The organism is Paenibacillus nanchangensis (genome assembly GCF_046543445.1).
GTDB lineage: Bacteria > Bacillota > Bacilli > Paenibacillales > Paenibacillaceae > Paenibacillus_AQ > Paenibacillus_AQ nanchangensis.
Genome location: NZ_JBHOFD010000008.1, coordinates 66,333 through 88,983 on the forward strand (window position 1 = coordinate 66,333; position 22,651 = coordinate 88,983).

Here is a 22,651-nt window from a genome sequence, read left to right on the forward strand (position 1 = left end):
GAAAGCATAACGTATCCATTTACCTATTTTCCTTCCCGGAAGCAAGTGCAACAATAGCTGTTAAATATGATTAGAGAAAAGGTGCTTCATCGGTGGGTATGGATTCCAAAATATTGCGTTACGGTATGATCCTTATACCGGCCTTTGTGTCGATGTATACGGCGGCGGACATCGCCGATCTGGACCGGTTTGTGCTGGAGACGCTTGCCCTTCTGCTGACAGCCGTGCTGGGCGCACGGCTGTCCGGAAGCCTGACGGTGCTGGCCGCCTGTCTGGAGCTCTGTTTATCCTCCTTGCTGTGCTGGAAATACGGAGACCTGATGATTTTCCCCAGTCTATCGGCTATGCTGTGCTATATGCGGCTGCAGCCTGCTTATGTCCCCTTCCTGCTCACCGCGGTTCACGGCGGGCTCCTTCTGGCCGGATACCATCATACGGATCCCGGAATGCTGCCTTATGCGCTGTTTACCTTCATGCTGGCGGCACTCCTCACCTTCCTGCTCCGGCGGTCCGGCAACAGCCGGGAAGAAACGCTGCTGCTGTACGATGAGCTGCGCAAACGCCACTTCGAGCTGGATGAAGCGCGCAGCCGGCTGCAGCAGTTCGCAGTCCAGGTCGAGCAGGCGGCCCAGTCGGAGGAACGGGTCCGGATTTCGCGCCAGCTCCACGATGACGTGGGGCACCGCCTGATCCGGGTGAAAATGATGATGGAAGCGGCTATCCATACGCTCCCGTCGTCCACGGAAGCCGGGCTCCGCCTAATGGAACAAATCCGGGACCAGCTTGCCGCAAGCATGGATGAGATGCGGAGTGCCGTGCGGCGGATCGGAGGAGCGACCCGGACGGACAGTGCCTACACGCTCGACAAGCTGCTGGAGGAGACCGGCCGCGATACGGGCGTCATTACCTCCTACCGGATTCACGGCACCCCGTTCCCGCTTTATCCGAGCCTGCAGATTGTACTGTACAAAAACGCCCGGGAAGCCGTTACGAATGCACTGCGCCACGGCGGGGCGTCGGAAATCTGGATCGAGTTGAGCTATAGCGATACGGAGCTGGTCATGGAAGTGGGAAACAATGGCCAGGTGCCGGGATCGGCGCGGGAGGGGGCAGCGGCGGGAGGTTCTAAAGCCGGGAGCACTGCAAAGACTGATCCCGGAGCTGAAAGCGCAACCGCTGGAGGTTACAAAACCGGGAACACTGCGGATGCTGATTCCAGAGCCGAAAGTGCAGCAGCGGGAGGCCCAGCTCGTAAGGTCGGCCCGGCAGCCTCCGTCCGAAGCCCCAAAATTCCGGCGAAGCCTGAACTCCCTGCGGAAACCCGCCCGCTTCTGCACCAGTCCGGGGCGGTGCTGCCTTCAATAGGCGTGGGAATCCGGGGAATGCAGGAGCGCACCGCACTGGTCGGCGGGACGCTCGAACTGCGGATGGCCCCCTATTTTGCCGTCATCACCCGGCTGCCGGTTTACAAACAATCCGAGGTCAACTAGAATATCCTTTTCGTGCAGGTACATTTGAAATTTAACCCAAGGAGAATACGGCCTTATGATTCATGTAATAATTGTGGATGATGACCCTTTTATTCGAGAAAGCCTTAAAGTTCTGGTTGGACTTGACCCCGAGATTCAAGTTACAGGCGCGGCTGGAGACGGAAATGAAGCGTTGAGATTACTGGAAAGCGGCCTGGAGGCGGATGTTGTTCTGATGGATATCCGTATGCCTGGCTGCGATGGTGTAGAAGGAACCCGGCGAATCAAGGAGCGCTGCCCGCATTTATCGGTGCTGATGCTGACAACCTTCGACGACGATGAGTACATCATCGAAGCTCTACGCAACGGAGCAAGCGGTTATCTGCTGAAAAATATCCCGCCGGACCGGATCGTCCAGGGGATCAAAACGGTATATGAAGGCAATATGCTGATTCATCCGGACATCGCCCGCAAGCTTGCCGGTTTGCTGCAGCCTGCCGTGCAGTCCCCCGCCCCCTCGGGACAGCACTCATTAGAATCCTTTGGATTAACCAAGATGGAACAAAAGGTCGTCATCGCCATTTCGGAGGGCAAATCGAATAAAGAAATCGCCGGCGGGCTGTTCTTGAGCGAAGGTACAGTGAAAAACTATACTACGGAGATTTTGAGCAAACTGGGCTTGCGCGACCGGACGCAAATCGCAATTTTTTATCTGAAAAATGGCGGCTGATACCGCCCTCCCCCACAAATTCAAGCAAAAGAAACGGCAGCATCCATAATTGGATCTGCCGTTTCTTTAATTACGCTGCTTGAATTCTTAAGGCTGCGGTTCGATTCCCCACTGCAGCTCGCCCGCCAAATACCCGGTTACCCGGCTGCGGTCGGAATACGTCTCGGGAGCCGCATCGAAGGAGTAATCGTTGGTCTGCGTATAGCTGCTCCAATTCTCTTTGGAGAATCGCACCTGAACCTCTACGCTCCGGCCTGGCTCCAGCATTCCCGCCCCAGGAAGGAATCCGACCTCAAGCGCATGATCGGCATCCGGAGAGGCGGCATCCCGCTTGACAAATTGTCCTTTAATCAAGCTGGACGGCACCTGCGACCAATCGACAAACCACTGCTGTCTGATTTCCCCGTCAGCCGAATAATAATAGCGGAAGCTGACATCCTCTAAGTCAATTGTCTGTGTTCCGGTATTAACGATCCGAAAGCGGGGATTGATGGAATTTGTAGCTGCGCTCCGCGTCGAGTTGAACACCTGGATTTTAAATGCCCCCATTCCCGGGTTTGGCGACGGACCTGCGCTCGGTGCAGGTGTCGGCTGAACTGTCGGTGTAGGGCTCGGCTGTACTGTCGGCGTCGGATTAACGCTTGGCGTCGGGCTTGGATTTGCTGTCGGCGTCGGACTGACGTTTGGTGTCGGGCTTGGTGTGACCGTCGGCGTCGGACTGACGCTTGGGGTTGGGCTTGGTTTTACCGTAGGTGTCGGACTGACGCTTGGGGTTGGGCTTTGGCTTGGCTTTACCGTAGGTGTCGGGCTAATACTTGGTGTAGGCGTTGGACTCGGTTCTCCGGCCAGCGTATCCGCGTATACAATCCCCCTGCCGTTGGTGCCGAGATATACCCGTCCGTAAATCCGGGGGTCCCCAGTAATGGCGGAGTTTGTTGAAGCATACTGATGGGCCTCGTCATTGATCCGCACCCACGAACGTCCTTCGTCATTGGACCGGAAAATGCCGCGGACTCCATCAATTTGGGCGCTTACATAGATCGCCATGTAGCTGTGCCCCGTTGCGGCTTTGCCGAAGCCAACCACATCGGCCTCTTCCATGTTCGGCAGCTTCGTGAAGCTTGCCCCTCCATCGCTGGAACGCCATAAACCATAACGTCCCGTGTCGCTGCCTCCTGCCAGCCAAATCTCACCTTCCAGGCCGGGAACCGCCTTGAGCTTGACCCCGCCGGTCTCCGGCAGTCCGGATGCCGCCGTCTTCGTAAAGTGCGCGCCCGAATCAACACTCACATAAAACGCCCCTTGCGAAAAAGCATAAAACCGTGCCGGGTTCACCCGGTCGGAAGCAATCTGGGCACCGGAGGGAACACCTTGGCTGGCCGTCCAGGAATTGCCTCCTTTGGAGTAATAGACGCCGACATCGGGCGTACTCCACAGCACGCTTGAAGCGTCCGCCGAAGCCGCCACTGTTCCGCCGCCTGCGGTTCCCGGCGGTTCGGCATTTGCTTTATACCAATCCGATCCGCCTGAATACGAGAATCCAACCGATTTGGCGCTTGGATCGCTTTTGTAATCCGCTGTGCCGACACGAACCATAAAATTGGGGACCAGTTCCGCATAGTCCATACCTGTCGTGCTGTTTGGATTTGTCATCATTTTGGCCGGCGGCGCCTCCAGATTATCGTGCCGGAAGCCGGTTACATCAAAAACGCCGCTCAGCAAATGCGCGCCTGAAGGCGGGCTGATCAGACTGGTCACCGCTGTCTCCTCAAGCCCTTTGGCCTTGACTTCGAGGTTGATTTTGCCGCCCTTGTCCCAATTGGTCAGATTATCAGTGCCATAAATGGTGGCGCCTGTTCCATACATCATCCGGTCAGAATTAAACGGATCGATCTCCAGGTCCCCGATCATCCAGCCGAGTTTTGGCGCCGTTTCGGGCGGTTCAGGCATCTTCTCGAAGTCCAGCCAAGGCGCCGCCGAAATATCGAGGTTGTAACGCAGCTTGCGGCCGGGGTACCCATCCCAATCCCAGATCCGGCTCCACGTCTCACCGCCGTCTGTCGACCGCAGCAGCAGCTCGTCAGGCCACCATAAGTTCAGCGTTGCAACGACAATCGTATCCGGATGCTGGGCATCAATGGCGATTCCGCCATAGCCGCTGTGATATTCGCCGCTTCCCGCCGGGATTGGACTCACATCTTTCCATTCGCCGGTTTGGGTATTAAACCGCCATACCGCGCCACGAGCCCCGTCATACGGACCCACTCCGTCGCTGTAGGTTAAGTACAGACTGCCGTTATCCGACAAAACGCCGTGATGCGGCATGTACCCGGCCGGCTGTCCGGGGATCGCTTCCCAAGTAACTCCGCCGTCCGTACTGCGGTAGACGTTTTCCTCCAGATCGGCTACCCCAACGTAGATTGTCTCCGAAGCTTGTCCGGCCGAGCCCGATGACGGATCGATCGTAATCCAGGCAAGACCTGTCGGATCTCCGCCGTATTCCGTGCCCGGAAACGGAATATAGCTGCCCGCATTCGGAAACGAGTTCACCTTCGACCAGGTGACGCCATAATCCTGACTTCGCCACAACCCGTTGCCGCTGCGGGCGCCAAAGTACAAAATGTTGTTTTTATTGGGGTCAATGACCAGCCGTTCACCCATGGACCGTCCGGGCATATTGCCGCCTACCTTGAAAGGCAGTTCCGTCTCCTGCCACGTATTCCCGCGGTCCGTCGAACGCAAAATCCGTCCGTTGTTTGGGTCCCAACTGCTCGTGTACGTACCCGCCGCCGCGTAAACACGGTCCGGATCAACGGGGTCAGTCGCAAGCGCATCGATTCCGTTCGTGCCCCAGTTGTCCCAACCAACCCAGTCTGTCAGCGGAATCCAGCTTTCGTCCGCGGGATTCCACCGGTACGCTCCTCCGATATCCGTCCGTGCATAAATCAAATCTTCTTCGCTTTCATTAAAAATAATCCCCGGTACAAATCCTCCGCCTCCGCCAGTTACCACGTTCCGCCAAACATGGGGTTCATTTTCGGCCGCCGTTGCCTGTCCCGGTGAAGCCACAAACAACCCGGCGACCAGCACAGCCGACAAGAGCACGCCTTTCCATCTTCCAATCATACGAAATCCCATCTTCTTTGCATCTCCCCGCTTATAAGGTAGCCCGACATGGCCGCATCCGGCCTGCAAGACCCCGTGTTCCAGAGCATGACCGTTTCTTCAGCAGAAAAAATCGAATGCCTTGCGGTTCAACAATGTGGACGATACTTTAAGTCTGACGGGCACTAAGACAGAAGAATTTATCCGGCCTCCTTTCTGTAAGCGGATTCAAATTAAAGCGGATCTATGTGGCGAGTCTATGATGCCGGTTAAGCTGCTGACTTTTTGCATTGAGAGCGAAGCAGTGAAATTCACGGAAAGGCAGGCAGAAGTGGCCAGGGGTGTCCAACACACTAATAAGCTAACGGAGGCTTGTCCCTGGCTAGGACTAACTAATCTAAATAATGCAGGATAAAGGTCTGTGGCGGGTGGTGTGGTGTTCGAACGAATTCGGAAGATTCAAGATGAGGGTGTAAAATTACAAATATTATCAATTTTTCTCTTCTTGCCCCATTATACTGAATGACTGTTCTATCCACAATCCCTTTTTCTATTATTTATTATATTATTTTACATTTTCAAACAAAAAGAATAACCGCCCCTAAATCCAAGGAACGGCTACCCCCATAAAAAACAGCGGCTTTCTTCTTCACTGTGCTTTCTTCTTCACTGTGCTTTCCCTCTGCATTTGCCTTCGCATTTACCTTCGCATTTGTCTTTGCATTTGCCTTATCACTTGCGATGCATTTGCATTGCACTTGCGATGAACTTGCATTCCCTTACGGTTTCGATTCCGCTTCCACTCAGGCTTCCGCCTCATTTCCGCTCTGCACATCCGGCCGCCGCGCTAGACGGTTCCCGGGCCCCAGGCTCGTCCGCCGCACATCCGCACGCAGCGTAAGGATCGCAAACAGGCTGGGGGACTTCTCCGAAACCGTCTCGCCGCGGTCCGGATCGGGGGCAAAAATCACGCCAAGCTGATGATGATCACCATCGTAGATTGCCCGCTGCAGGTATTTGCTTTCCCCCGCTGCGTTCTGGACCTCCAGTTTGCAAAAAGCAGGGTTCTGCCGGAGCGCCTCATGCAGTTCTTTTTCGCTTCCGACTGCCGTGCCGTTTGCCTTCAGCAGCGTTTCGCCCGGAAGAATCCCCAGCTCTGCTGCAGGACTGTCCGGGAGAACAGCCAACACCTTCAGACCGCTGGGCGGCTGCACAAAAACCGGACTGCTGCGGCGTTCCTCCAGTGTCCCGTACCACACAAGCCCTTCATGAAGCAGCACAGCCAGCAGTGAGGCGATAAATGTAAAGCCACCCCAGCGTGCGGCCAAAAGTCCAAATCCGATCAACACGGCGCTGTAGACCAGCAGCCGTCCAAAGGTAACCGCCGCTTTGCGCCGGGGCGGCTCGCTGTGGGTTAATGCTGTGATCCCGATCATTACCGGCAGCGGCACAAGTCCAAGCGCCCCGCCCAGCAGCGGTTCCCAAGGAAGAGCGCCGTTTCCGGCGCCTGCCGGAATCAGCAGAAACAGCGGCACCGGCCAAAAGCCGTGCAGCCGGTAGGCGCCGACCGCTTTGCCGCGTTTGCCGGAAAGCCGCAGCGGCGTCGCCAGCCGGGCGCTCTGCCAGCGCAGCAGCACGCCTTCCGCCAGATGCAGAAGCGCAGCAAGAACCAGAAGGGCGGGGACATCAATAGCTTTTAGAGCCGACAGTGCGGTGCCTGCCCAGCCCCCAGGCTCCTGCCAGCGCAGCGGCAGCCAGGAGACCACGGTCTGCAGCAGGCCCAATACACCGGCCGTATAGGCAAAACACAAATAACGCACCCGGATTAGCAGCAGCACAAGCATCACGCCCCAAATCCAGTACACTCCTGCTCGGGTGACAGATACCCCAAGCCCGACAGCGGCGGCGGAGACCAGAAGACCCGCCAGCCCGCCGGTCCACACTCTTCTCCATGTCTCCAGACCCCAGCTGTGCAGCTTCACATGAAACAACTTCCGCTCCAGCATCGTCTGCCAGCGGTAGTAGAGGGCAATCAACAGAATTGCAATATAGTAGAAAGGCTGCGTCAGCATGTGCAGGAGCGCAGCGCCCAGACTTTGCATCAGTTCAAACAGGACCTCCAAATCCGCCTCACGCTCCCCCGAATTTCTCTTCCCATTCGTCCATTCTAAAAAAAGAAGGCTGCGAGAGCCTTCTTCTTTCGCCTTGCTTATGATTTCGACGCCTGCGCCTTGATTTCCTTCCGGATTTCCTGAATGGCCCGGTTGCGCTGGTTGTCGCTTTCGGGACTCTGGATTTTCTTGATCAATGCCGCTTCCAGCGCTTCCGCCGTAGCCGCATCAATTTCGCCGGTGCTCTTAAGTTTGGCCGCCGTCTGGAATTTCTTCACCGCAGCTTTCGTCCCAGTGTCGAAGTACCCGTCCTTGCGGCCAGGCTTGTAGCCAAGGCCGTCCAGCATGACCTGAGCATTCTTGACATCGGAGCTGTTCATATTGAACTTCAGCGTCGCCTTCTTGCTAATTTGCGCTACTGTGTAGTAATCCGGCTGCGCCACTGGAATGTCCGGCTCGATTCCTTTGCCGTGAATCCAGCTTCCATTTGGAGTGAGCCACTTGGCGATGGTAATTTTCAGCAGGCTGCCGTCGCGCAGCTGCTCCTCAAAGCTCGTCTGCACCGTACCTTTGCCAAAAGAATGCTCGCCGATTAGTTTGGCTCCGGCCGACTGCTGCAGCGCCCCTGCTAAAATTTCGGACGCGCTGGCACTGCCTTTGTTAATCAGCACGTTCACCGGATACGGCTTGCTCGATCCTTCCGACCGGCTGACATCGCGGGGTCTGCCTTTTTGGTCCACTTGAACGATCGTTTTGCCTTTGGGAACAAACTGCTCGGCCATTTCGATAACAACCGGCAGTACGCCGCCCGGATCGTTCCGGACGTCTATAACGAGGCCCTTCATGCCCTTCTTCTCCAGGTTGGCGATTTCTTCTTTGAAGCGTTCCGCGGTATTCATGGAGAACTGGGTAACTTCGATCACGCCGACGCCGTCTTTTTCCAGCTTCGCATAAACAGTCTCCAGCTTCACGTCCCCGCGCACGATGTTAAAGGTCATTGGCTCTGCCGAACCGGCACGCTGAATTTTCAGCACAGCCTTGCTGCCTTTGGGTCCGCGAATTTTGGCGACCGCCGCGTTCAGCTCCAGACCTTCAAGCGATTCCCCGTTCACTGACAGAATGATGTCTTTGGCTTGAATTCCGGCTTTTTCGGCGGGAGAACCTTTGATCGGAGAGACGACCATAACCCGGCCGTTTTCGGACGATACTTCGGCGCCAATTCCCGAGAAAGAGCCTTCAATGCTCTCTTCAAACTTCTGCGCGGTTTCCTTCGCCATGTAGTTGGAGTATGGATCGCCCAGCGCTTCCATCATTCCGTTGACCGCACCGTCAATCAGCTTCGTGCGGTCCACCTCTTGGTAGTAGTTGCCTTCTATTAAATCAAGGGCGGTGCCCAGCTTCTGCGCTTCCGCTTCCCGCAGGCCTCCCGCACTTTGGGGAGGAGCGGCGAGCAGCCCTTGGCCGGTTGCCTGCCCTGCGGCTTGTCCATTGCCAAGCGGCAGCTGTCCCGTCAGCGTCAGCGTCAGCAGGCTTCCGCACAGCAGGGAGACAATTACCAGATAGGCCGCTGTGCTCTTCTTCATCATAGATCGCACCGTCCCTTCATAGTCTATTCACTCAGTATACGCCAGTACGCCGTGTTCTATGAATGAAATCAGATCTGCTTACAGATAAGGCATCGGATCTACCGGCTTGCCGCCGTTCCGCACTTCAAAGTGCAGATGCGGTCCGGTAGAACGTCCGGTCGATCCCGACTCGGCGACAACTTGTCCGCGCTCCACCCGGTCGCCGACGCTTACCATAATACCGCCTTCGCGGATATGCCCGTACAGTGTCCACATGCCGCCGCCGTGGTCGATAATGACACAGTTGCCGTATCCGCTCCACCATTCGGCAACAATAACGATACCCGAATCGGCAGCATGAATGCTTGTCCCCTGCGGAACCGCAAAGTCGACACCAGTATGCATTTTGCCCCGCTCACCGGTAACCGGATGCGTCCGGTAGCCATAGCCGGAGGAGATCCGGGCCGAACCGACCGGCATCAGCAGCGGACCGCCGCTGCCGGAGAAATTCTCCTCCGCCGCGGAGCGGACCGAAGCCACGCTTTTGCGCGGCGACGAAGCACGGTTTGCCGCTGCGGCTTTTTCTTCCGCCGCTTTCTTGGCCGCAAGCTCAGCCGCTTTTTTTGCAGCCGCTGCTTTGGCCGCTGCCGCTCTGCGCGCCGCTTCCTCCGCCTTCAGCTTGTCCTTCTCCTGCTGGAGCGCCGATCTCTGGTTAGCCAGCGCCACCAGCTGGGCATCCTGCTCTTCATCGATGTCGTTGGCTTCCTGGATCTGCTCATCGTAATATGCGATAAGCTGCTGCTTCTCCGCTTCCTTTTCCTTCAGTGTGCTGCGTTTCTCTTCCAGATCGGTGTAGAGCTGCTTCGCCATCGCATATTGTCCTTCGAGCTGCTGTTTCTTCTCGATGACCATTTCCTTGTCCCGCTTATGCTGATCCAGCAGGTCTTCATCCTGGTCAACAATCATCTTCAGCGAGTCCGCCCGGTCCAGAAAATCGGAAAAGCTGGTTGCCGACAGCAGCACATCCAGATAAGATACCGTGCCGTCGGTGTACATGAGACGAATCCGGGATTCCAGCAGCTTCTCCCGGCTGGCGACCCGCTCTTCGGCGGCGTCCAGCTCGGCAGCGGTCGACTTCAGGGCGCCTTCGGTATCTTTGATTTTGCCCGAAATCTCGCCCATTTCATTCTTCACCAGATTGATCTGATCCAGCACATACTGCAGATTCAGATTGGTCTTATTCTTGTAATGCTGCGCTTCCTGCTTCTGCGACGCAGCCTGCTGCTGCTGCTGCTTGGCGGCCTGGACCTGCTGCTGCAGCGCTTTAAGCTGCTTGTCGATCTCGGCGACGCTTGTTTTTTTGGCATATCCGTCAGAGGGTTGGAATACGGCGACTGCCAGCACCAAGGCGGCTAATCCGGCGGCGATCTTTTTCAACTCGCGTTCCCCATCCTTTGTCTTAAATAAAATTGGTTGGTCCTGCTATCCGACATTTACACCTTCAAAAACCGGCGGATCGACACGGTACTGCCCCAAATGCCGATCAATACTCCGAGTCCGACCAGCAGACCCGATATCAGCAGCCCGTGTTCATGGAACGAAACGAGCCTCAGCCCCAGCGTAATATCGCCGCTTAAGGACGTTTCCAGACTGCTGTAGCCTACATACAGAATACCCAGGGTTACCAGGGAACCGAGCAGACCAATCAGCGCTCCTTCGACAAAAAACGGCCATCGGATAAACGCATTGGTCGCCCCCACCAGCTTCATGATTCCGATTTCCCTGCGGCGGGCCAAAATGGTGACCCGGATTGTGTTGGAAATGAGGAACATGGACATCAGGGCAAGGCCCGCTACAAAAATAAAACCGATATTGCGCACAGTGCGCGTAACTTTGAACAGCGTCTCCACAATGCCTTCCCCGTACTTGACCTTGTAGATCGGCTTGTTGTCGTATCCGTCGTTCAGCTTCTGGATCTTCTCGGCCACAAACGGAGCCGTTGTAGGTTCGATCACCTGCACCCGGAACGCATCGGGCAACGGGTTGTTATCCTTGTCGAAGGTATCCAGAATCTCGCCGGCTTCCTCCCCCATATACTCGCGGAATTCCGCCAGCCCCTGCTCCTTCGGCACATATTCGATTTTGCTGACCTCCGGCATCGCGGCGATTTCGCTTTGGACCGCTTCCCGGACCTGCTGGTCCGTACCGATTTCCAGATAGACGTTGATCTCGACCTGGCTGTCAGCCCTGTCGGCAATGCTATTCACATTCAGCACGAGCAAAATAAAAACGCCCAAGACAAGCAGCGAGACGACAATCGACGTAATGGAGGCTACGGACATCCATCCGTTGCGGAATACGTTTTTGAAGCCTTCCCGCAAGTGTCGCAAGAAGGTTTTAAAACTCATAACCGTATTCCCCTCTCAACTGGTCTCTGACAATATTGCCGCCTTCAATGGCGATGACGCGTTTGCGCATTTTGTTCACGATATCCCTGTTGTGCGTAGCCATGACGATCGTTGTGCCCCGAAAATTAATTTCATCCAGCAGCTGCATAATGCCCCAAGACGTCTCCGGGTCCAAATTGCCTGTCGGCTCGTCCGCCACAATGACGGAGGGATTGTTCACAATCGCCCGCGCTATCGCGATGCGCTGCTGTTCCCCGCCGGACAGCTGGGACGGTTCACGGTTCGCCTTCGCCCGCAGGCCGACCAGATCCAGCACTTCGTTGACCCGCTTGCGGATCTGCCGTTTCGGCGCTTCGATAACCTCCATGGCGAAAGCGACGTTCTCGTAGGCTGTCAGCTTCGGCAGCAGCCGGAAATCCTGAAACACTACGCCGATATTGCGCCGTACATAAGGAATCTTGCGCGGCTTTAGTTTGCCGATGTTGAAACCGTTAACGGAAATTTGGCCTTTGGTCGGCACTTCTTCTCTATATATCAATTTCATAAACGTCGATTTGCCCGCCCCCGACGGGCCGACGATATAGACAAATTCATTGCGGTCGATCTTGACGGAAACCCCGCGCAGCGCATGAGTGCCGTTCGGATAGGTCTTCCACACATCCTGCATTTCGATCATTTCATCACTTCCCGTTATGACATCTTCTACCGGCATTTGACAGCTTGCGCCGCTAATCCGCATATCCTGCGGAAAGAACGCAACATATCTATTGTAACAAATTCGTAACCGCTTGAGTACCCGCAAGTTTGGCAATAGGAAGGCATATACATAAATAACGTGCTCCCGCCAGTCCGGGGTCCAACAATATATATCGGCCGTATGCCGGGGGAACTGTATGTTTCCGGCCTTCCGCCGCCAAATCAGCAAAGGAGTTCTGCCCATGAAAAAATTGCACGCCGCGCTCATTCTTGCCGCTTCTTTAATTCTCGTACTGTCGCTGCTTTATGGCGGCCTCAGCCTTTTTGCGGGGCAGCATACGCTTCCCGGCAATATCGCCGTGGGAGGCTGGGAAGTTGGCGGAGCGGACAAGGAGACGGTTCGCCGGGAGCTGCGGGACAGGCTGGAACGGCTGTCCGCCCTGCCGGTGGCGCTTACCTTTGAGACCGGGCAGGAGCTTCGCATGACGTTTGGTGAGGCAGGGGCGGAGTTTGGGGCGGACAATTTTTTGCACGCTCTGGCCGCAACGGAAACCGGAAGTTTGACCAGCCGGCTGAAAGCCCGGAGCAGGCTGTCCGCAGACTGGACAATCCGGGCAGACTGGGATACCGCAGCGCTGCGGCAGAAGCTTGATGCTGCCTGGGAGCGGAAAGCCTTCGGGGACCCCGTTAATGCCGAACGCCGCATCTCGCCGGATGACCGGATCCGCTACATCCCTGAGCAGACCGCGCTGCGGATTGACTGGAATGCTTTTGCGCTTGCACTCACCGCCGTCCTCCCCAGAGATTTTTCTGCGCTGGACCAAACGGAGACGGTTACCGTAAAGGTTCCTCTTGCAGCTGCCCCGCCTCAGGTTACCGTAGAGTCCTTGAAAAAGGAGGGCGTGGAACGCAAGATCGCCGAGTTCCGCACCTCGCTTGGCGCAAGCGGCCCGGGCCGGACGCATAATGTGGAAGCAGCGGCCAAAGCGCTGAACGGCACCGTGCTCGCTCCCGGCGACGTCTTCGACTACGGTAAAATCATCGAGCGCGCCGCGGGCCGCTACGGCTTCCGCGAGGCGCCGGTCATCGTGGGCGGGCAGGTGGTACCCGGAACCGGCGGCGGAATATGCCAGGTCTCCAGCACGCTGTATAATGCCGCACTGCGCGTGGGACTGGAGATTGTCGAGCGGCGCAACCATTCCGCACCTGTAAATTACCTGCCCAAAGGGCTGGATGCAACCTTCGCCACCGGCTCCATCAACTTCCGGTTCCGCAACACCACCGGCAAACATCTGGCGGTTGCAGCCGCCGTAGAAGGACGGACGCTGACGGTCAAGCTGTTCGGGACCTTTCCGCGGAACATCACCTATGAAGCCCGGCCGGTTAAGGTAGAGCTTATTCCGCCGGGGGACAAGCGAATCCCCGATCCGTCTTTACCTCCCGGAGCCATCCGGGTCATCAGGGCGGGTAAGCCGGGTTATGTGGTGGAGACGGTGCTGATTCGCCGGGAAAACGGCAAAATCATAGAAACCAAGCAGCTGTCCCGTGACGTGTACCGGCCGCAGCCGCGCGTCATTGCCGTGAACCCGAAGCAGGCCGGCGGAGCCGCGGCCCCCCGGGGGTCTGCCAAGCCGCCCGTGGAGGACGGCATCAGCGCCAGAATCGAGCCCTGACTGCAAGCGCCGGATTGAAACGCGGACGGCGCCTGTAAACCGGCCTGCCTGTTGGACAGCTATATAGTTAACGGCTGCGGAAATTTTACGGGCGGTTCACGAATCCGGGCAGCGGGGTTAACACTTCAGCTTCATAATAGAGGAACGTCTTAACTCAGAGAGGAAGAAGCTTATGCTATCAACCGTCCAAACGCCGCTTGCCGAATTGCTGGAATCCAGCCCCCGGATCGACTCCGCCTGCACTGGCCGCTGCGCGCTGCGCGTCGTGTTCGAACATCCGCAGGCCAAAGTGATCGCAGTCTGCGATTCTTCGGGCCATCCTGTCGGTCTGCTCAATTGCAGCCGCTTGTTCGCGCTGATGACCGGGCCCGCCGGGCCGGAACGGTACTCCCGCGCGCCGGTCGTCTCGCTGATGAACCCCGAGTTCCCGTCCGCCAGCCTGGACGAAGAACCGGCGCTTGTGCGCAACCGGGTCCGGACATCAGCTGGAAGCCCTCCCGGCCCGTTTGTCGTTATTACCGACAGCGGACGGTACGCAGGCGTAATTCCCGCCTCCAAGCTGTAAGTCCACACCGTTCGCCCCATAGGGCGATTTTTTTATTTTTATATGACAATCACTCCTTTAGGGTGTGTACGCAAACTATAAATTAAGAAAATAAGGGTCAGTCAAACGATTCCGTGATGGGTTACGAAATGCTATCAACCCTGAATCTACACCCTGGATCTACACCTGTTTATTATTGTCAGATCAATCTACGCACCCTCTCCTGTGACACACCCGCAGCGGATTACCACAGTACGCGATACGGAGGCCAAGCGATACGGAGGTCTTTCCGGACCCAGCGGACGTTATTTCTGAAATTCTTGGGCTTTGGTAATGCCTGACGGACTCCAGGTCCGTTATTCGTACCGAAAACATACAAACTATGGATTCTCCGCGTAAATAGCTGCAGCTGAGTCCGAAACTTTGCCAAAACACGGGATAATCAGCAAATAAGGTATCCTGTGTCCGTACACTTGTACCCCTACTTTCTCTGGCTCTACAAAAGGCGGGAATCTGGGATGAAATCTGAAGCGTGAATGCTTTTTTAATAAAATGAAAAATTATCGGCGTTTGGCAACCCGCTATGACAAGACAGCGAGCGTGTTCAAGGATTTTTGGCGTTGATTTCGATGAGGTTATGGCTGAAATAAGTTTGCGTACAGACTCTAGTTCGCCCACAAAAAAAGAACCCCGAGAATCCAGGGTTCTTTCTGCCGGTGCTCTGCTATATACGTTCAATCTGCGTTAACACGTATGTTCAGCCTGAGCACTTAAGTTCAGCCTGAGCACTTAAGTTCAACGTAAGCACCTACGTATACGCCGATTGCCCTCCCGCTTCCGGGCGGATTAAGCAGCTCCCGGCTTCAACAAAGTAATGGCGCGTTTTTCACGTGAACGTGTACTAGAATAATACGGCCGGCGACATGTCAACTCTCCAATAGCCGCTCACTTTCTTAAGCTTCACTACCACTACGTCAATCTCCGTAGGGGCGTTCAAATGGGGCACGCTCAGCTCGTATACTGCGGTTTCCGCATTTTTGGACACCATCCGGGCTGTCGCTTTTGCATAATCCAATGTACCGTCGAGGTTCACATTCACCTGTGCCATACGTCCGTCATGCTCCAAAAACTGCATTTGCGCATAATAAACCGCCGCATTGTGTGTATACGACTGCTTCACGAAATGCAGCAGCTGCGAACGGGTTCCCAGCTCCCGGGACAGGTAGCGGTACTCGGTACCTTTATAGGTGAACTTTTCCCAGGTCCCTTTGCCGCCTCTGCTGGTGTAATCGTAAACCGCCTTGGCTTTGACCACCAGCGGAATAATCGTGCTTGGGGTCAGGTTGTTGATCTGGGTCGGGTTAAAATTCGCCGCGGCCGCAGCCGGCTGCGCGGTTAATTCCGCTGCTCCGCCGGCCATCAGCGCCAGGGATAATGCAAACGGGATCGCCTTCCATCTTTTCTTCATTAAGAGTGACCTCCTTCGGTTATGTATACAGGTTAGCAGGAGATTAAATTCCTGCCTTGTAAAGTTACATACCCAATAATAACCTATGAAGAAACGGAAAGTTGGTGTCTTTTTGCCGCAAGGCTGCCGCACTCCTCTCCACCGAAGAAAACTGTTTATTTATCCAATATTCCTTGTCTGCGCCCTGTGATATGATGTGGGCGAAGAGTACATAAGACAGGGGAGAATTGGGAATGGCTCTGATTGAATGCCGTTTTTATTCAGAGGTTCTGGGGCTCAGCACCTCAATGCATGTGATTTTGCCGCAGCAGACCACCTCGCAGATTGGAATGAATAACATGGCCAGGGGAACCCGCCACCCGGTGCTGTTTTTGCTGCACGGCCTCTCGGACGATGACTCCATCTGGCTGCGCCGCACCTCAATCGAGCGGTATGTTGCCGAGCTGGGGCTGGCGGTTGTCATGCCGCAGGTTCACCGCAGTTTTTATACCGATATGGCTGATGGAGGGAGATACTGGACCTTTATCAGCGAGGAGCTGCCCGCGCTGGCCCGCTCCTTCTTTCCGCTGTCGCATGACCGGGCCGACAACTTTGTGGCCGGACTCAGTATGGGCGGCTACGGCGCCATGAAGCTTGGACTTCGGCGCCCGGATGCATTTTCGGCCGCAGCCAGCCTGTCGGGGGCGCTGGATATGGCGCATCACTTCATGAACTGGGAGGATCCCACACAGCGGACGCCTGAATATGACCTTATATTCGGCAAAGACGACATCAGCGGCACTCCCAACGATCTCCTGTGGCTGCTTGAGGACTGCGACCGGTCGCCGGGGCCAAAGCCGCTGCTGTATCAGTGCTGCGGAACGGAAGACTTTTTGTACCGGGACAATGTAACGTTCCGCGAGGCTTGCAGCCGCACATCGCTCGACTTAACGTACGAAGAAGGCCCAGGCGGTCATACCTGGGATTATTGGGACGCAAAAATTCAGGATGTGCTCGCCTGGCTGCCGCTGAAGAAACGTTAAGCTGGGGATGGGCTGGCCACCGAGGCCACCTGCTGGATGAACTTGCCGGTGAAATCACCTATGGGCCCGATGTCCAGGTCACCCGCGGAATGAGCTGACCACCGGTGCAGAGGTTATGAACGCAATTTTCCGCCAAAGTGCTGTTCAAACGGTGACACTGCCTGGTTTCTGCTCAGCTTTGGCACTCGACTTCGGTATGCTGCTTCGGTACGCCGTTTCGGTACTCTGTTTCGGCGGTATGCTGCTTCGTTACCCTGTTTCGGTATACTGCTTCGGTACGCTGTTTCGGTACACTGCTTCGTTACGCATTGCCGCAACCAGCCCCGTTATCTCCATCACCTAAAAAACGGCTCTATCCCGTTCAATGGAACAGGACAGAGCCGTTTTGTATCTCAGACGGACGTTCAGGGCCGCCCGATTGTTAGTTATACCAATTAGTTACATCGATAGTTACACCGATTTACTCCGGCGTCCCCGCTTTGGAACGCTCTTCAACCCACAGCCGGGCTTCAGCCAGCGCATCCTCCGCACGTGCAATGGCCGCAGTTACCTGGGCCGTTGCCGTTCCGCCGTACACGTTCCGGGCGTTGACCACCGTCTCCGGCTGTAGCACCGTGTAGATGGTTTCATCAAACAGCGGCGAGAAGGTCCGGAATTCGTCCAGCGTCAGATCCAGCAGGTATTTGCCCTCCTGGATGCAGTAGAGCACCGTTTTGCCGATCACTTCATGCGCCTGGCGGAACGGCAGTCCTTTGCCCACCAGGAAATCGGCGATATCCGTCGCGTTGGAAAAGTCGGTATTAACCGCTTCCCGCATTCTTCCCTTGTTCACCTTCATGGTGGCGATCATCGGCGCAAACAGCTGAAGCGCCCCCGTCAGCGTGGTCACCGTGTCGAACATGCCTTCCTTGTCTTCCTGCATGTCCTTGTTGTACGCCAGCGGCAGCGACTTCAGCACGGTAAGCAGTCCCATCAGGTTGCCGTATACCCGTCCCGTTTTGCCGCGGACCAGCTCGGGAACGTCGGGATTTTTTTTCTGCGGCATAATGCTGCTGCCCGTACAAAACGCGTCATCCAGCTCAACGAACCCGAATTCCGTACTGCTCCACAAGACCAGCTCTTCGCTCAGCCGGGAGAGATGGGTCATAATCAGCGATGCGTTGGCCAGAAACTCCACGATAAAATCACGGTCGCTGACCGCATCCAGACTGTTTTCGTACACGCCTTCGAATCCGAGCTGCTCCGCCACAAAATGACGGTCGATCGGGAAGGTAGTACCGGCTAGCGCTCCCGCCCCCAGCGGCAGCACGTTGATCCGCTTATAGCTGTCGGTCAGCCGTTCAGCGTCTCTGCGGAACATCGACACATAAGCCATCAGGTGATGGGCGAACAAAATCGGCTGAGCCCGCTGCAGATGCGTATAACCCGGGACAATCGTGTCCACATTGTCTTTAGCCTGCCCGATGAGCGCTTCCTGCAGCGCATGCAGCAGTCCGGTCAGCTGCACGACCCGCTCCCGCAAATAGAGATGCATATCTGTCGCCACCTGATCGTTCCGGCTGCGTCCCGTATGCAGCTTTCCGCCTACCGGCCCCACTTCCGCAATCAGATGTTTTTCAATGTTCATATGAATGTCTTCATCCGATACGGAAAATTCGATTTCGCCCGCTTTTACCTTCTCCAGCACCTTCAGCAGGCCCGCCCGGATCGTCTCCGCATCTTCCTGCGGAATGATGCCGCATTTGCCCAGCATAGCCACATGGGCCAGGCTTCCCTGCACATCCTCTTCCGCCAGCGCTTTGTCAAAACCGATGGATGCCGTGTATTCCTCCACCAGTTTGTCGGTTCCTTTTGTAAATCGTCCGCCCCACAGCTTGCTCACGTCCGAATTTCCCCCTCCCGGACATTAGAGGGCCGCCCCCAGATCGCTTGGATCAAGGAACGGCCGGCTCATAAGTCCTGCTTATTTATTATGATGCAGTCCAACAACTGCCATTGGTTACTGGTTTTCCTGGTTGACGCCCGCGGAGACTTTAAGCCGCAGCGCATTCAGGCGGATAAAGCCGGTAGCGTCTCCCTGGTCGTAAGCTTGAGTCGGGTCCGCTTCCATCGTAGCGATCTGCGGATTGTACAGGCTGACCGGGCTTTTGACGCCGGCGGCGATGATGTTGCCTTTGTACAGCTTCACGCGGACCGTGCCGGTCACATTTTTTTGGCTTTCGGTGACCAGCGCCTGCAGCGCCAGGCGTTCCGGCGCAAACCAGAAGCCGTTGTAGACCAGGTTGCTGTAACGGGTGATCAGGCTGTCGCGCAGGCTCATGACTTCGCGGTCCATCGTGATGGACTCCATTTTTCGGTGCGCCGTGAACAAAATCGTTCCGCCCGGCGTCTCGTACACGCCCCGGCTTTTCATGCCGACAAAACGGTTCTCCACCATATCGACGCGGCCGATTCCGTGTTTGCCGCCCAGCTCGTTCAGCTTCTCCATGACCTCAAGCGGGGTCAGCGGCTGGCTGTTGATTGCCACGCAGTTGCCCTTAAGGAATTCCAGCTCGACGTATTCGGCTTCATCCGGCGCATCCTCCGGCGAAGCGCTCAGCAGGAACATGTCTTTGTTCTCCGGTGCGCTTGCATCGAACCACGGATCCTCCAGCACGCCGCTTTCGTAGCTGATGTGCAGCAGGTTGCGGTCCATCGAATACGGTTTGGCCGCGGACGCCTGGACCGGAATGCCGTTCTCCTCGGCATAAGCGATCATCTCCGCCCGCCCCGGGAAGCGGCTCCGGAACGCCTCCAGCCGCCACGGCGCGATAACCTGAATGCTTGGCGACAGCGCCGCCGCGTTCAGCTCAAACCGCACCTGGTCGTTGCCTTTGCCGGTCGCGCCGTGCGCGATGGCCGTGGCGCCTTCCGCAATGGCGATATCCACCATGCGTTTGGCGATTAGCGGACGGGCGATGCTGGTGCCGAGCAGATACTGCCCTTCATACAGCGCGCCCGCCTGGAACATCGGGTAAATGAAATCCTTCGCAAACTCCGCACGCAGGTCGTCGATGTAGACCTTCGAGGCGCCGGTTGCCAGCGCTTTTTCCTCCAGACCGTCGAGCTCTTCCTTTTGCCCGATGTCTGCGGTGAAGGCGATAATTTCCGCATCGTACGTTTCCTTAAGCCACTTCAAAATAACAGAGGTGTCCAGCCCGCCCGAGTAGGCAAGCACGATTTTTTCCTTGGCCATGATCATAACTTCCTTTCCTGTTCAAAACTGCCCGAATCCCTGGTTCGATTTATTAACGAAGAAATACTGCGATTATTCGCGCTGTCTGCGCGGTATGTGTGCAATACATGATATAGCTGTATGATGTATGTGCGAGATACAGGTACGCAGAAAATGCGTACGCGGTTACCCGATCAGCGCGGCCATCAGCGCTTTTTGGGCATGCAGCCGGTTCTCAGCCTGGTCAAAAATCACCGAGTTCGGGCCGTCAATCACACCCTCGCTCACTTCTTCCCCCCGGTGCGCGGGCAGACAGTGCAGGAACAAATAGTCCGGCTTGGCCAGACGCGCCAGCTCCTCGTTCACTTGGTAGTCTTTGAACGCCGCTTCGCGGGCCAGCTGTTCGGCTTCAAAGCCCATGCTCGCCCACACATCCGTGTAGAGAATGTCCGCGTCACGCACCGCTTCTTCCGGGCTGCGCGTTACAGTAATTTCCGCGCCGGTTTCCTTGCCAATCGCCTGGGCTTCCGCCACCACAGCCGGATCAGGCTCATAACCTGCAGGTCCCGCTACCGCCACATGCACGCCCAGCTTCGCCCCGCCAAGCAGCAGCGAATGCGCCATGTTGTTTCCGTCGCCGACAAAAGCGAGCTTCAGCCCTTTCAGCCGGCCTTTGTGTTCCAGCACGGTCTGAAAGTCGGCCAGCACCTGGCACGGATGCGCCGCGTCGCTGAGCCCGTTGATCACGGGCACGCTTGCGTATTTCGCCAGCTCCTCCACCTTGTTGTGGCCGTAGGTGCGGATCATAATCCCGTCTAAATAACGGGACAGCACCCGCGCAGTATCGGCAATCGTCTCGCCGCGTCCGATCTGGATGTCAGCGCTGCTCAGGAACAACGCGTGTCCTCCCAGCTGATACGTGCCGACTTCAAAGGACACCCTTGTCCGGGTGGAGGATTTTTCAAAAATAAGCCCCACCGTCTTGCCCTTCAGCGGCTGATAGATTTCCCCATTCTTCTGTTTAGCCTTCAGTTCGATCGCCAGATCCAGCAAATAGCGGATCTCCTCCGGCGTATAATCGTTCAGCTCCAGCAAATCCCGCCCCTTGAGGGCGCTCTGCAGCGTTTGATTTTGCACTCCCTGACTCATCCGTTTGCCTCCCGCTCTTTGATTCCCGTCGTGTTCTGGACTTTTCTTTGCCGTGTTGCCGCCGCTTTAGCCCTGCGTTTCTTGAGCATAAGTATGAAGCAGATCGCTCAGGATGTCTACCGCCTGGTCGACTTCCTCTTTGCTGACGTACAGGTTCGGCAGCAGCCGGACCACATGGGTCCCGGCGGTCACGAACAGCAGGCCCCGTTTTTGCCCGCGCAGGACGATTTCGCCTACCGGCTCCCGGCATTCGATACCGATCAGCAGCCCTTTTCCCCGGATATCGGTGACAAAAGAGCAGTCCGCAAGTACCGCATTCAGCCGCTCTTTGAGATAAGCTCCCATCTCGGCTCCGCGTTCCGGCAGCTTCTCCTCCAGCATCGTCTCAATCGTCGCGGCCATCGCCGCCGTCGCCAGTGGTGTACCGCCAAAGGTCGAAGCGTGGCTGCCCGCCGAAAACGCCTCGCGCAGATAACCTTTGCCCAGCATCACGCCCGCGGGGAACCCGCTGGCAATGCCTTTGGCCAAAGTGAAAATATCAGGTTCGACTCCGTAATGCTGATGGGCGAACAGCTTGCCCGTCCGGCCCATGCCCGTCTGCACCTCGTCCACAATCAGCAGCAGGCCATGCTCCTTGCAGAGCGCCTCGACCTCTTTCAAGAACTCCGGCTCCACCTCCAGCACGCCGCCTTCGGCAAGCACCATCTCCAGCATGATCGCGGCCGTATGCTCGCTGATCGCTTCCTTCAGCGCCGGCAGATCATGCAGCGGCACGGTCTTGAATCCGGCCGGCAGCGGCAGGAAGCCGTCCTTCACCTTCTGCTGGCCCGTCGCGGTCAGCGTCGCCAGCGTCCGGCCGTGAAAGGACTGCTCGAAGGTAATGATTTCGTAACGACCGGTGCCCTTGATTTTTTGGTGGTAGCGGCGGGCCAGTTTGATCGCCGCTTCATTCGCTTCCGCCCCGCTGTTGCAGAAAAAAACCTGGTCTGCGCAGCTGTTTTCGGTCAACAGACGCGCCACCTTGTCCTGGCCGGGGCTGTGGAACAGATTGGAGATATGCCACAGCGTATCGATCTGCGCCTTCAGCTTCTCGCCCACTTTTTCCGGCGCATGACCCAGGCTGGTTACGGCCAGTCCGCAGGTAAAATCAAGATATTTGTTCCCCTGGTCGTCCCAGACCCAGCTGCCCTTGCCCTTTACCAGGCTGAGATCATACCGGGCATAGGAGGGAAAAATCGCAGCCAGCTTCTGGTCCGCTCCCTCTGCTCCCGCCGTTTGCCCGCTCGAGATTTGCTCTCCCGCAGACTGATCAACCGTTGTCAGACCCTTAGCGGCCGGCTGAGTTCCTCCGGTCTTCGCCTGTTCATCCAACTGTGTAAGTTTGTTCATCTCCATCTCCTCCTTCTATAATCCGTACAGTTTTTATCCGAGCATGGTGGTCCCACCTAGATCGAACTGAAGGCACACAGTTGGAGCGGAGCAGTCACTGCGGCCAAT

The 22,651-nt window shown here is 56.5% G+C and carries 16 protein-coding genes and 1 pseudogene; 6 read left to right on the forward strand and 11 right to left on the reverse strand.

The genetic code is table 11. The features are described from left to right. Window positions 1–98 precede the first annotated feature (98 nt). Both ACE6ED_RS07990 and ACE6ED_RS07995 read left to right on the forward strand, forming a co-directional pair. Window positions 99–1,490: a sensor histidine kinase gene (locus ACE6ED_RS07990; RefSeq protein WP_410826581.1), complete on the forward strand. Its 1,392-nt coding sequence runs from the start codon at window positions 99–101 to the stop codon at window positions 1,488–1,490. Between the two features lie 55 nt (window positions 1,491–1,545). Next, entirely contained in the window at window positions 1,546–2,199 is a 654-nt protein-coding gene (locus ACE6ED_RS07995; RefSeq protein WP_410826582.1) for a response regulator, read from the forward strand. Between the two features lie 87 nt (window positions 2,200–2,286). Here ACE6ED_RS07995 and ACE6ED_RS08000 read toward each other — a convergent pair whose 3' ends face one another. The 6 genes from ACE6ED_RS08000 to ftsE form a co-directional block, all read right to left on the reverse strand. Then, window positions 2,287–5,325, reverse strand: a complete 3,039-nt coding sequence (locus tag ACE6ED_RS08000; RefSeq protein WP_410826583.1) for a cellulose binding domain-containing protein — start codon at window positions 5,323–5,325, stop codon at window positions 2,287–2,289. 782 nt (window positions 5,326–6,107) lie between these two features. Next, window positions 6,108–7,427, reverse strand: coding sequence for a PDZ domain-containing protein (locus ACE6ED_RS08005; protein WP_410826584.1), 1,320 nt, complete (start codon window positions 7,425–7,427; stop codon window positions 6,108–6,110). Between the two features lie 86 nt (window positions 7,428–7,513). Next, on the reverse strand, window positions 7,514–9,001 hold the full coding sequence (locus tag ACE6ED_RS08010) for a S41 family peptidase (RefSeq protein ID WP_410826585.1): 1,488 nt from the start codon (window positions 8,999–9,001) through the stop codon (window positions 7,514–7,516). Window positions 9,002–9,079: 78 nt separating this feature from the next. Next, window positions 9,080–10,417, reverse strand: a complete 1,338-nt coding sequence (locus ACE6ED_RS08015; protein WP_410826586.1) for a murein hydrolase activator EnvC family protein — start codon at window positions 10,415–10,417, stop codon at window positions 9,080–9,082. Window positions 10,418–10,473: 56 nt separating this feature from the next. After that, window positions 10,474–11,388 (reverse strand): permease-like cell division protein FtsX, encoded by a 915-nt coding sequence (gene ftsX, locus ACE6ED_RS08020; protein ID WP_410826587.1) that lies wholly within the window; start codon window positions 11,386–11,388, stop codon window positions 10,474–10,476. After that, entirely contained in the window at window positions 11,378–12,064 is a 687-nt protein-coding gene (ftsE, locus tag ACE6ED_RS08025; RefSeq protein ID WP_410826588.1) for a cell division ATP-binding protein FtsE, read from the reverse strand. Before ftsE ends, ftsX begins: the two co-directional genes overlap by 11 nt. A 262-nt stretch (window positions 12,065–12,326) precedes the next feature. Between ftsE and ACE6ED_RS08030 the strand changes: the two genes are divergently transcribed. The 3 genes and pseudogenes from ACE6ED_RS08030 to ACE6ED_RS08040 form a co-directional block, all read left to right on the forward strand. Beyond that, entirely contained in the window at window positions 12,327–13,757 is a 1,431-nt protein-coding gene (locus ACE6ED_RS08030) for a VanW family protein (protein ID WP_410826589.1), read from the forward strand. Between the two features lie 172 nt (window positions 13,758–13,929). After that, window positions 13,930–14,322: a CBS domain-containing protein gene (locus tag ACE6ED_RS08035; protein WP_410826590.1), complete on the forward strand. Its 393-nt coding sequence runs from the start codon at window positions 13,930–13,932 to the stop codon at window positions 14,320–14,322. 501 nt (window positions 14,323–14,823) lie between these two features. Next, window positions 14,824–14,951: pseudogene (locus tag ACE6ED_RS08040) on the forward strand (IS5/IS1182 family transposase); the annotation flags it as partial. A 251-nt stretch (window positions 14,952–15,202) separates the two neighbouring features. Here the strand turns inward: ACE6ED_RS08040 and ACE6ED_RS08045 are convergent. Next, window positions 15,203–15,769, reverse strand: coding sequence for a DL-endopeptidase inhibitor IseA family protein (locus tag ACE6ED_RS08045; RefSeq protein WP_410826591.1), 567 nt, complete (start codon window positions 15,767–15,769; stop codon window positions 15,203–15,205). Between the two features lie 233 nt (window positions 15,770–16,002). On the opposite strand from ACE6ED_RS08045, the gene ACE6ED_RS08050 reads away from it, so the two are divergent. Continuing rightward, window positions 16,003–16,791, forward strand: a complete 789-nt coding sequence (locus ACE6ED_RS08050) for an alpha/beta hydrolase (RefSeq protein WP_410826592.1) — start codon at window positions 16,003–16,005, stop codon at window positions 16,789–16,791. A 460-nt stretch (window positions 16,792–17,251) separates the two neighbouring features. Here ACE6ED_RS08050 and argH read toward each other — a convergent pair whose 3' ends face one another. The 4 genes from argH to ACE6ED_RS08070 form a co-directional block, all read right to left on the reverse strand. Then, window positions 17,252–18,673, reverse strand: a complete 1,422-nt coding sequence (argH, locus tag ACE6ED_RS08055; RefSeq protein WP_410826593.1) for an argininosuccinate lyase — start codon at window positions 18,671–18,673, stop codon at window positions 17,252–17,254. 117 nt (window positions 18,674–18,790) lie between these two features. Beyond that, window positions 18,791–20,026, reverse strand: a complete 1,236-nt coding sequence (locus tag ACE6ED_RS08060; RefSeq protein WP_410826594.1) for an argininosuccinate synthase — start codon at window positions 20,024–20,026, stop codon at window positions 18,791–18,793. 165 nt (window positions 20,027–20,191) lie between these two features. Next, a complete protein-coding gene (argF, locus tag ACE6ED_RS08065; protein ID WP_410826595.1) occupies window positions 20,192–21,154 on the reverse strand; it encodes an ornithine carbamoyltransferase in 963 nt (320 codons plus the stop codon). 66 nt (window positions 21,155–21,220) lie between these two features. Beyond that, entirely contained in the window at window positions 21,221–22,543 is a 1,323-nt protein-coding gene (locus tag ACE6ED_RS08070) for an aspartate aminotransferase family protein (protein ID WP_410826596.1), read from the reverse strand. Between the last annotated feature and the right edge of the window lie 108 nt (window positions 22,544–22,651).

What these genes read in the sequence shown, in the direction of transcription:
- ACE6ED_RS07990 (WP_410826581.1), top strand. Translation starts at nt 99, where the DNA reads ATGGATTCCAAAATATTGCGTTACGGTATGATCCTTATACCGGCCTTT.
- ACE6ED_RS07995 (WP_410826582.1), top strand. Translation starts at nt 1,546, where the DNA reads ATGATTCATGTAATAATTGTGGATGATGACCCTTTTATTCGAGAAAGC.
- ACE6ED_RS08000 (WP_410826583.1), bottom strand. Translation starts at nt 5,325, where the DNA reads ATGATTGGAAGATGGAAAGGCGTGCTCTTGTCGGCTGTGCTGGTCGCC.
- ACE6ED_RS08010 (WP_410826585.1), bottom strand. Translation starts at nt 9,001, where the DNA reads ATGATGAAGAAGAGCACAGCGGCCTATCTGGTAATTGTCTCCCTGCTG.
- ftsX (WP_410826587.1), bottom strand. Translation starts at nt 11,388, where the DNA reads ATGAGTTTTAAAACCTTCTTGCGACACTTGCGGGAAGGCTTCAAAAAC.
- ftsE (WP_410826588.1), bottom strand. Translation starts at nt 12,064, where the DNA reads ATGATCGAAATGCAGGATGTGTGGAAGACCTATCCGAACGGCACTCAT.
- ACE6ED_RS08030 (WP_410826589.1), top strand. Translation starts at nt 12,327, where the DNA reads ATGAAAAAATTGCACGCCGCGCTCATTCTTGCCGCTTCTTTAATTCTC.
- ACE6ED_RS08035 (WP_410826590.1), top strand. Translation starts at nt 13,930, where the DNA reads ATGCTATCAACCGTCCAAACGCCGCTTGCCGAATTGCTGGAATCCAGC.
- ACE6ED_RS08045 (WP_410826591.1), bottom strand. Translation starts at nt 15,769, where the DNA reads ATGAAGAAAAGATGGAAGGCGATCCCGTTTGCATTATCCCTGGCGCTG.
- ACE6ED_RS08050 (WP_410826592.1), top strand. Translation starts at nt 16,003, where the DNA reads ATGGCTCTGATTGAATGCCGTTTTTATTCAGAGGTTCTGGGGCTCAGC.
- ACE6ED_RS08060 (WP_410826594.1), bottom strand. Translation starts at nt 20,026, where the DNA reads ATGGCCAAGGAAAAAATCGTGCTTGCCTACTCGGGCGGGCTGGACACC.
- argF (WP_410826595.1), bottom strand. Translation starts at nt 21,154, where the DNA reads ATGAGTCAGGGAGTGCAAAATCAAACGCTGCAGAGCGCCCTCAAGGGG.
- ACE6ED_RS08070 (WP_410826596.1), bottom strand. Translation starts at nt 22,543, where the DNA reads ATGAACAAACTTACACAGTTGGATGAACAGGCGAAGACCGGAGGAACT.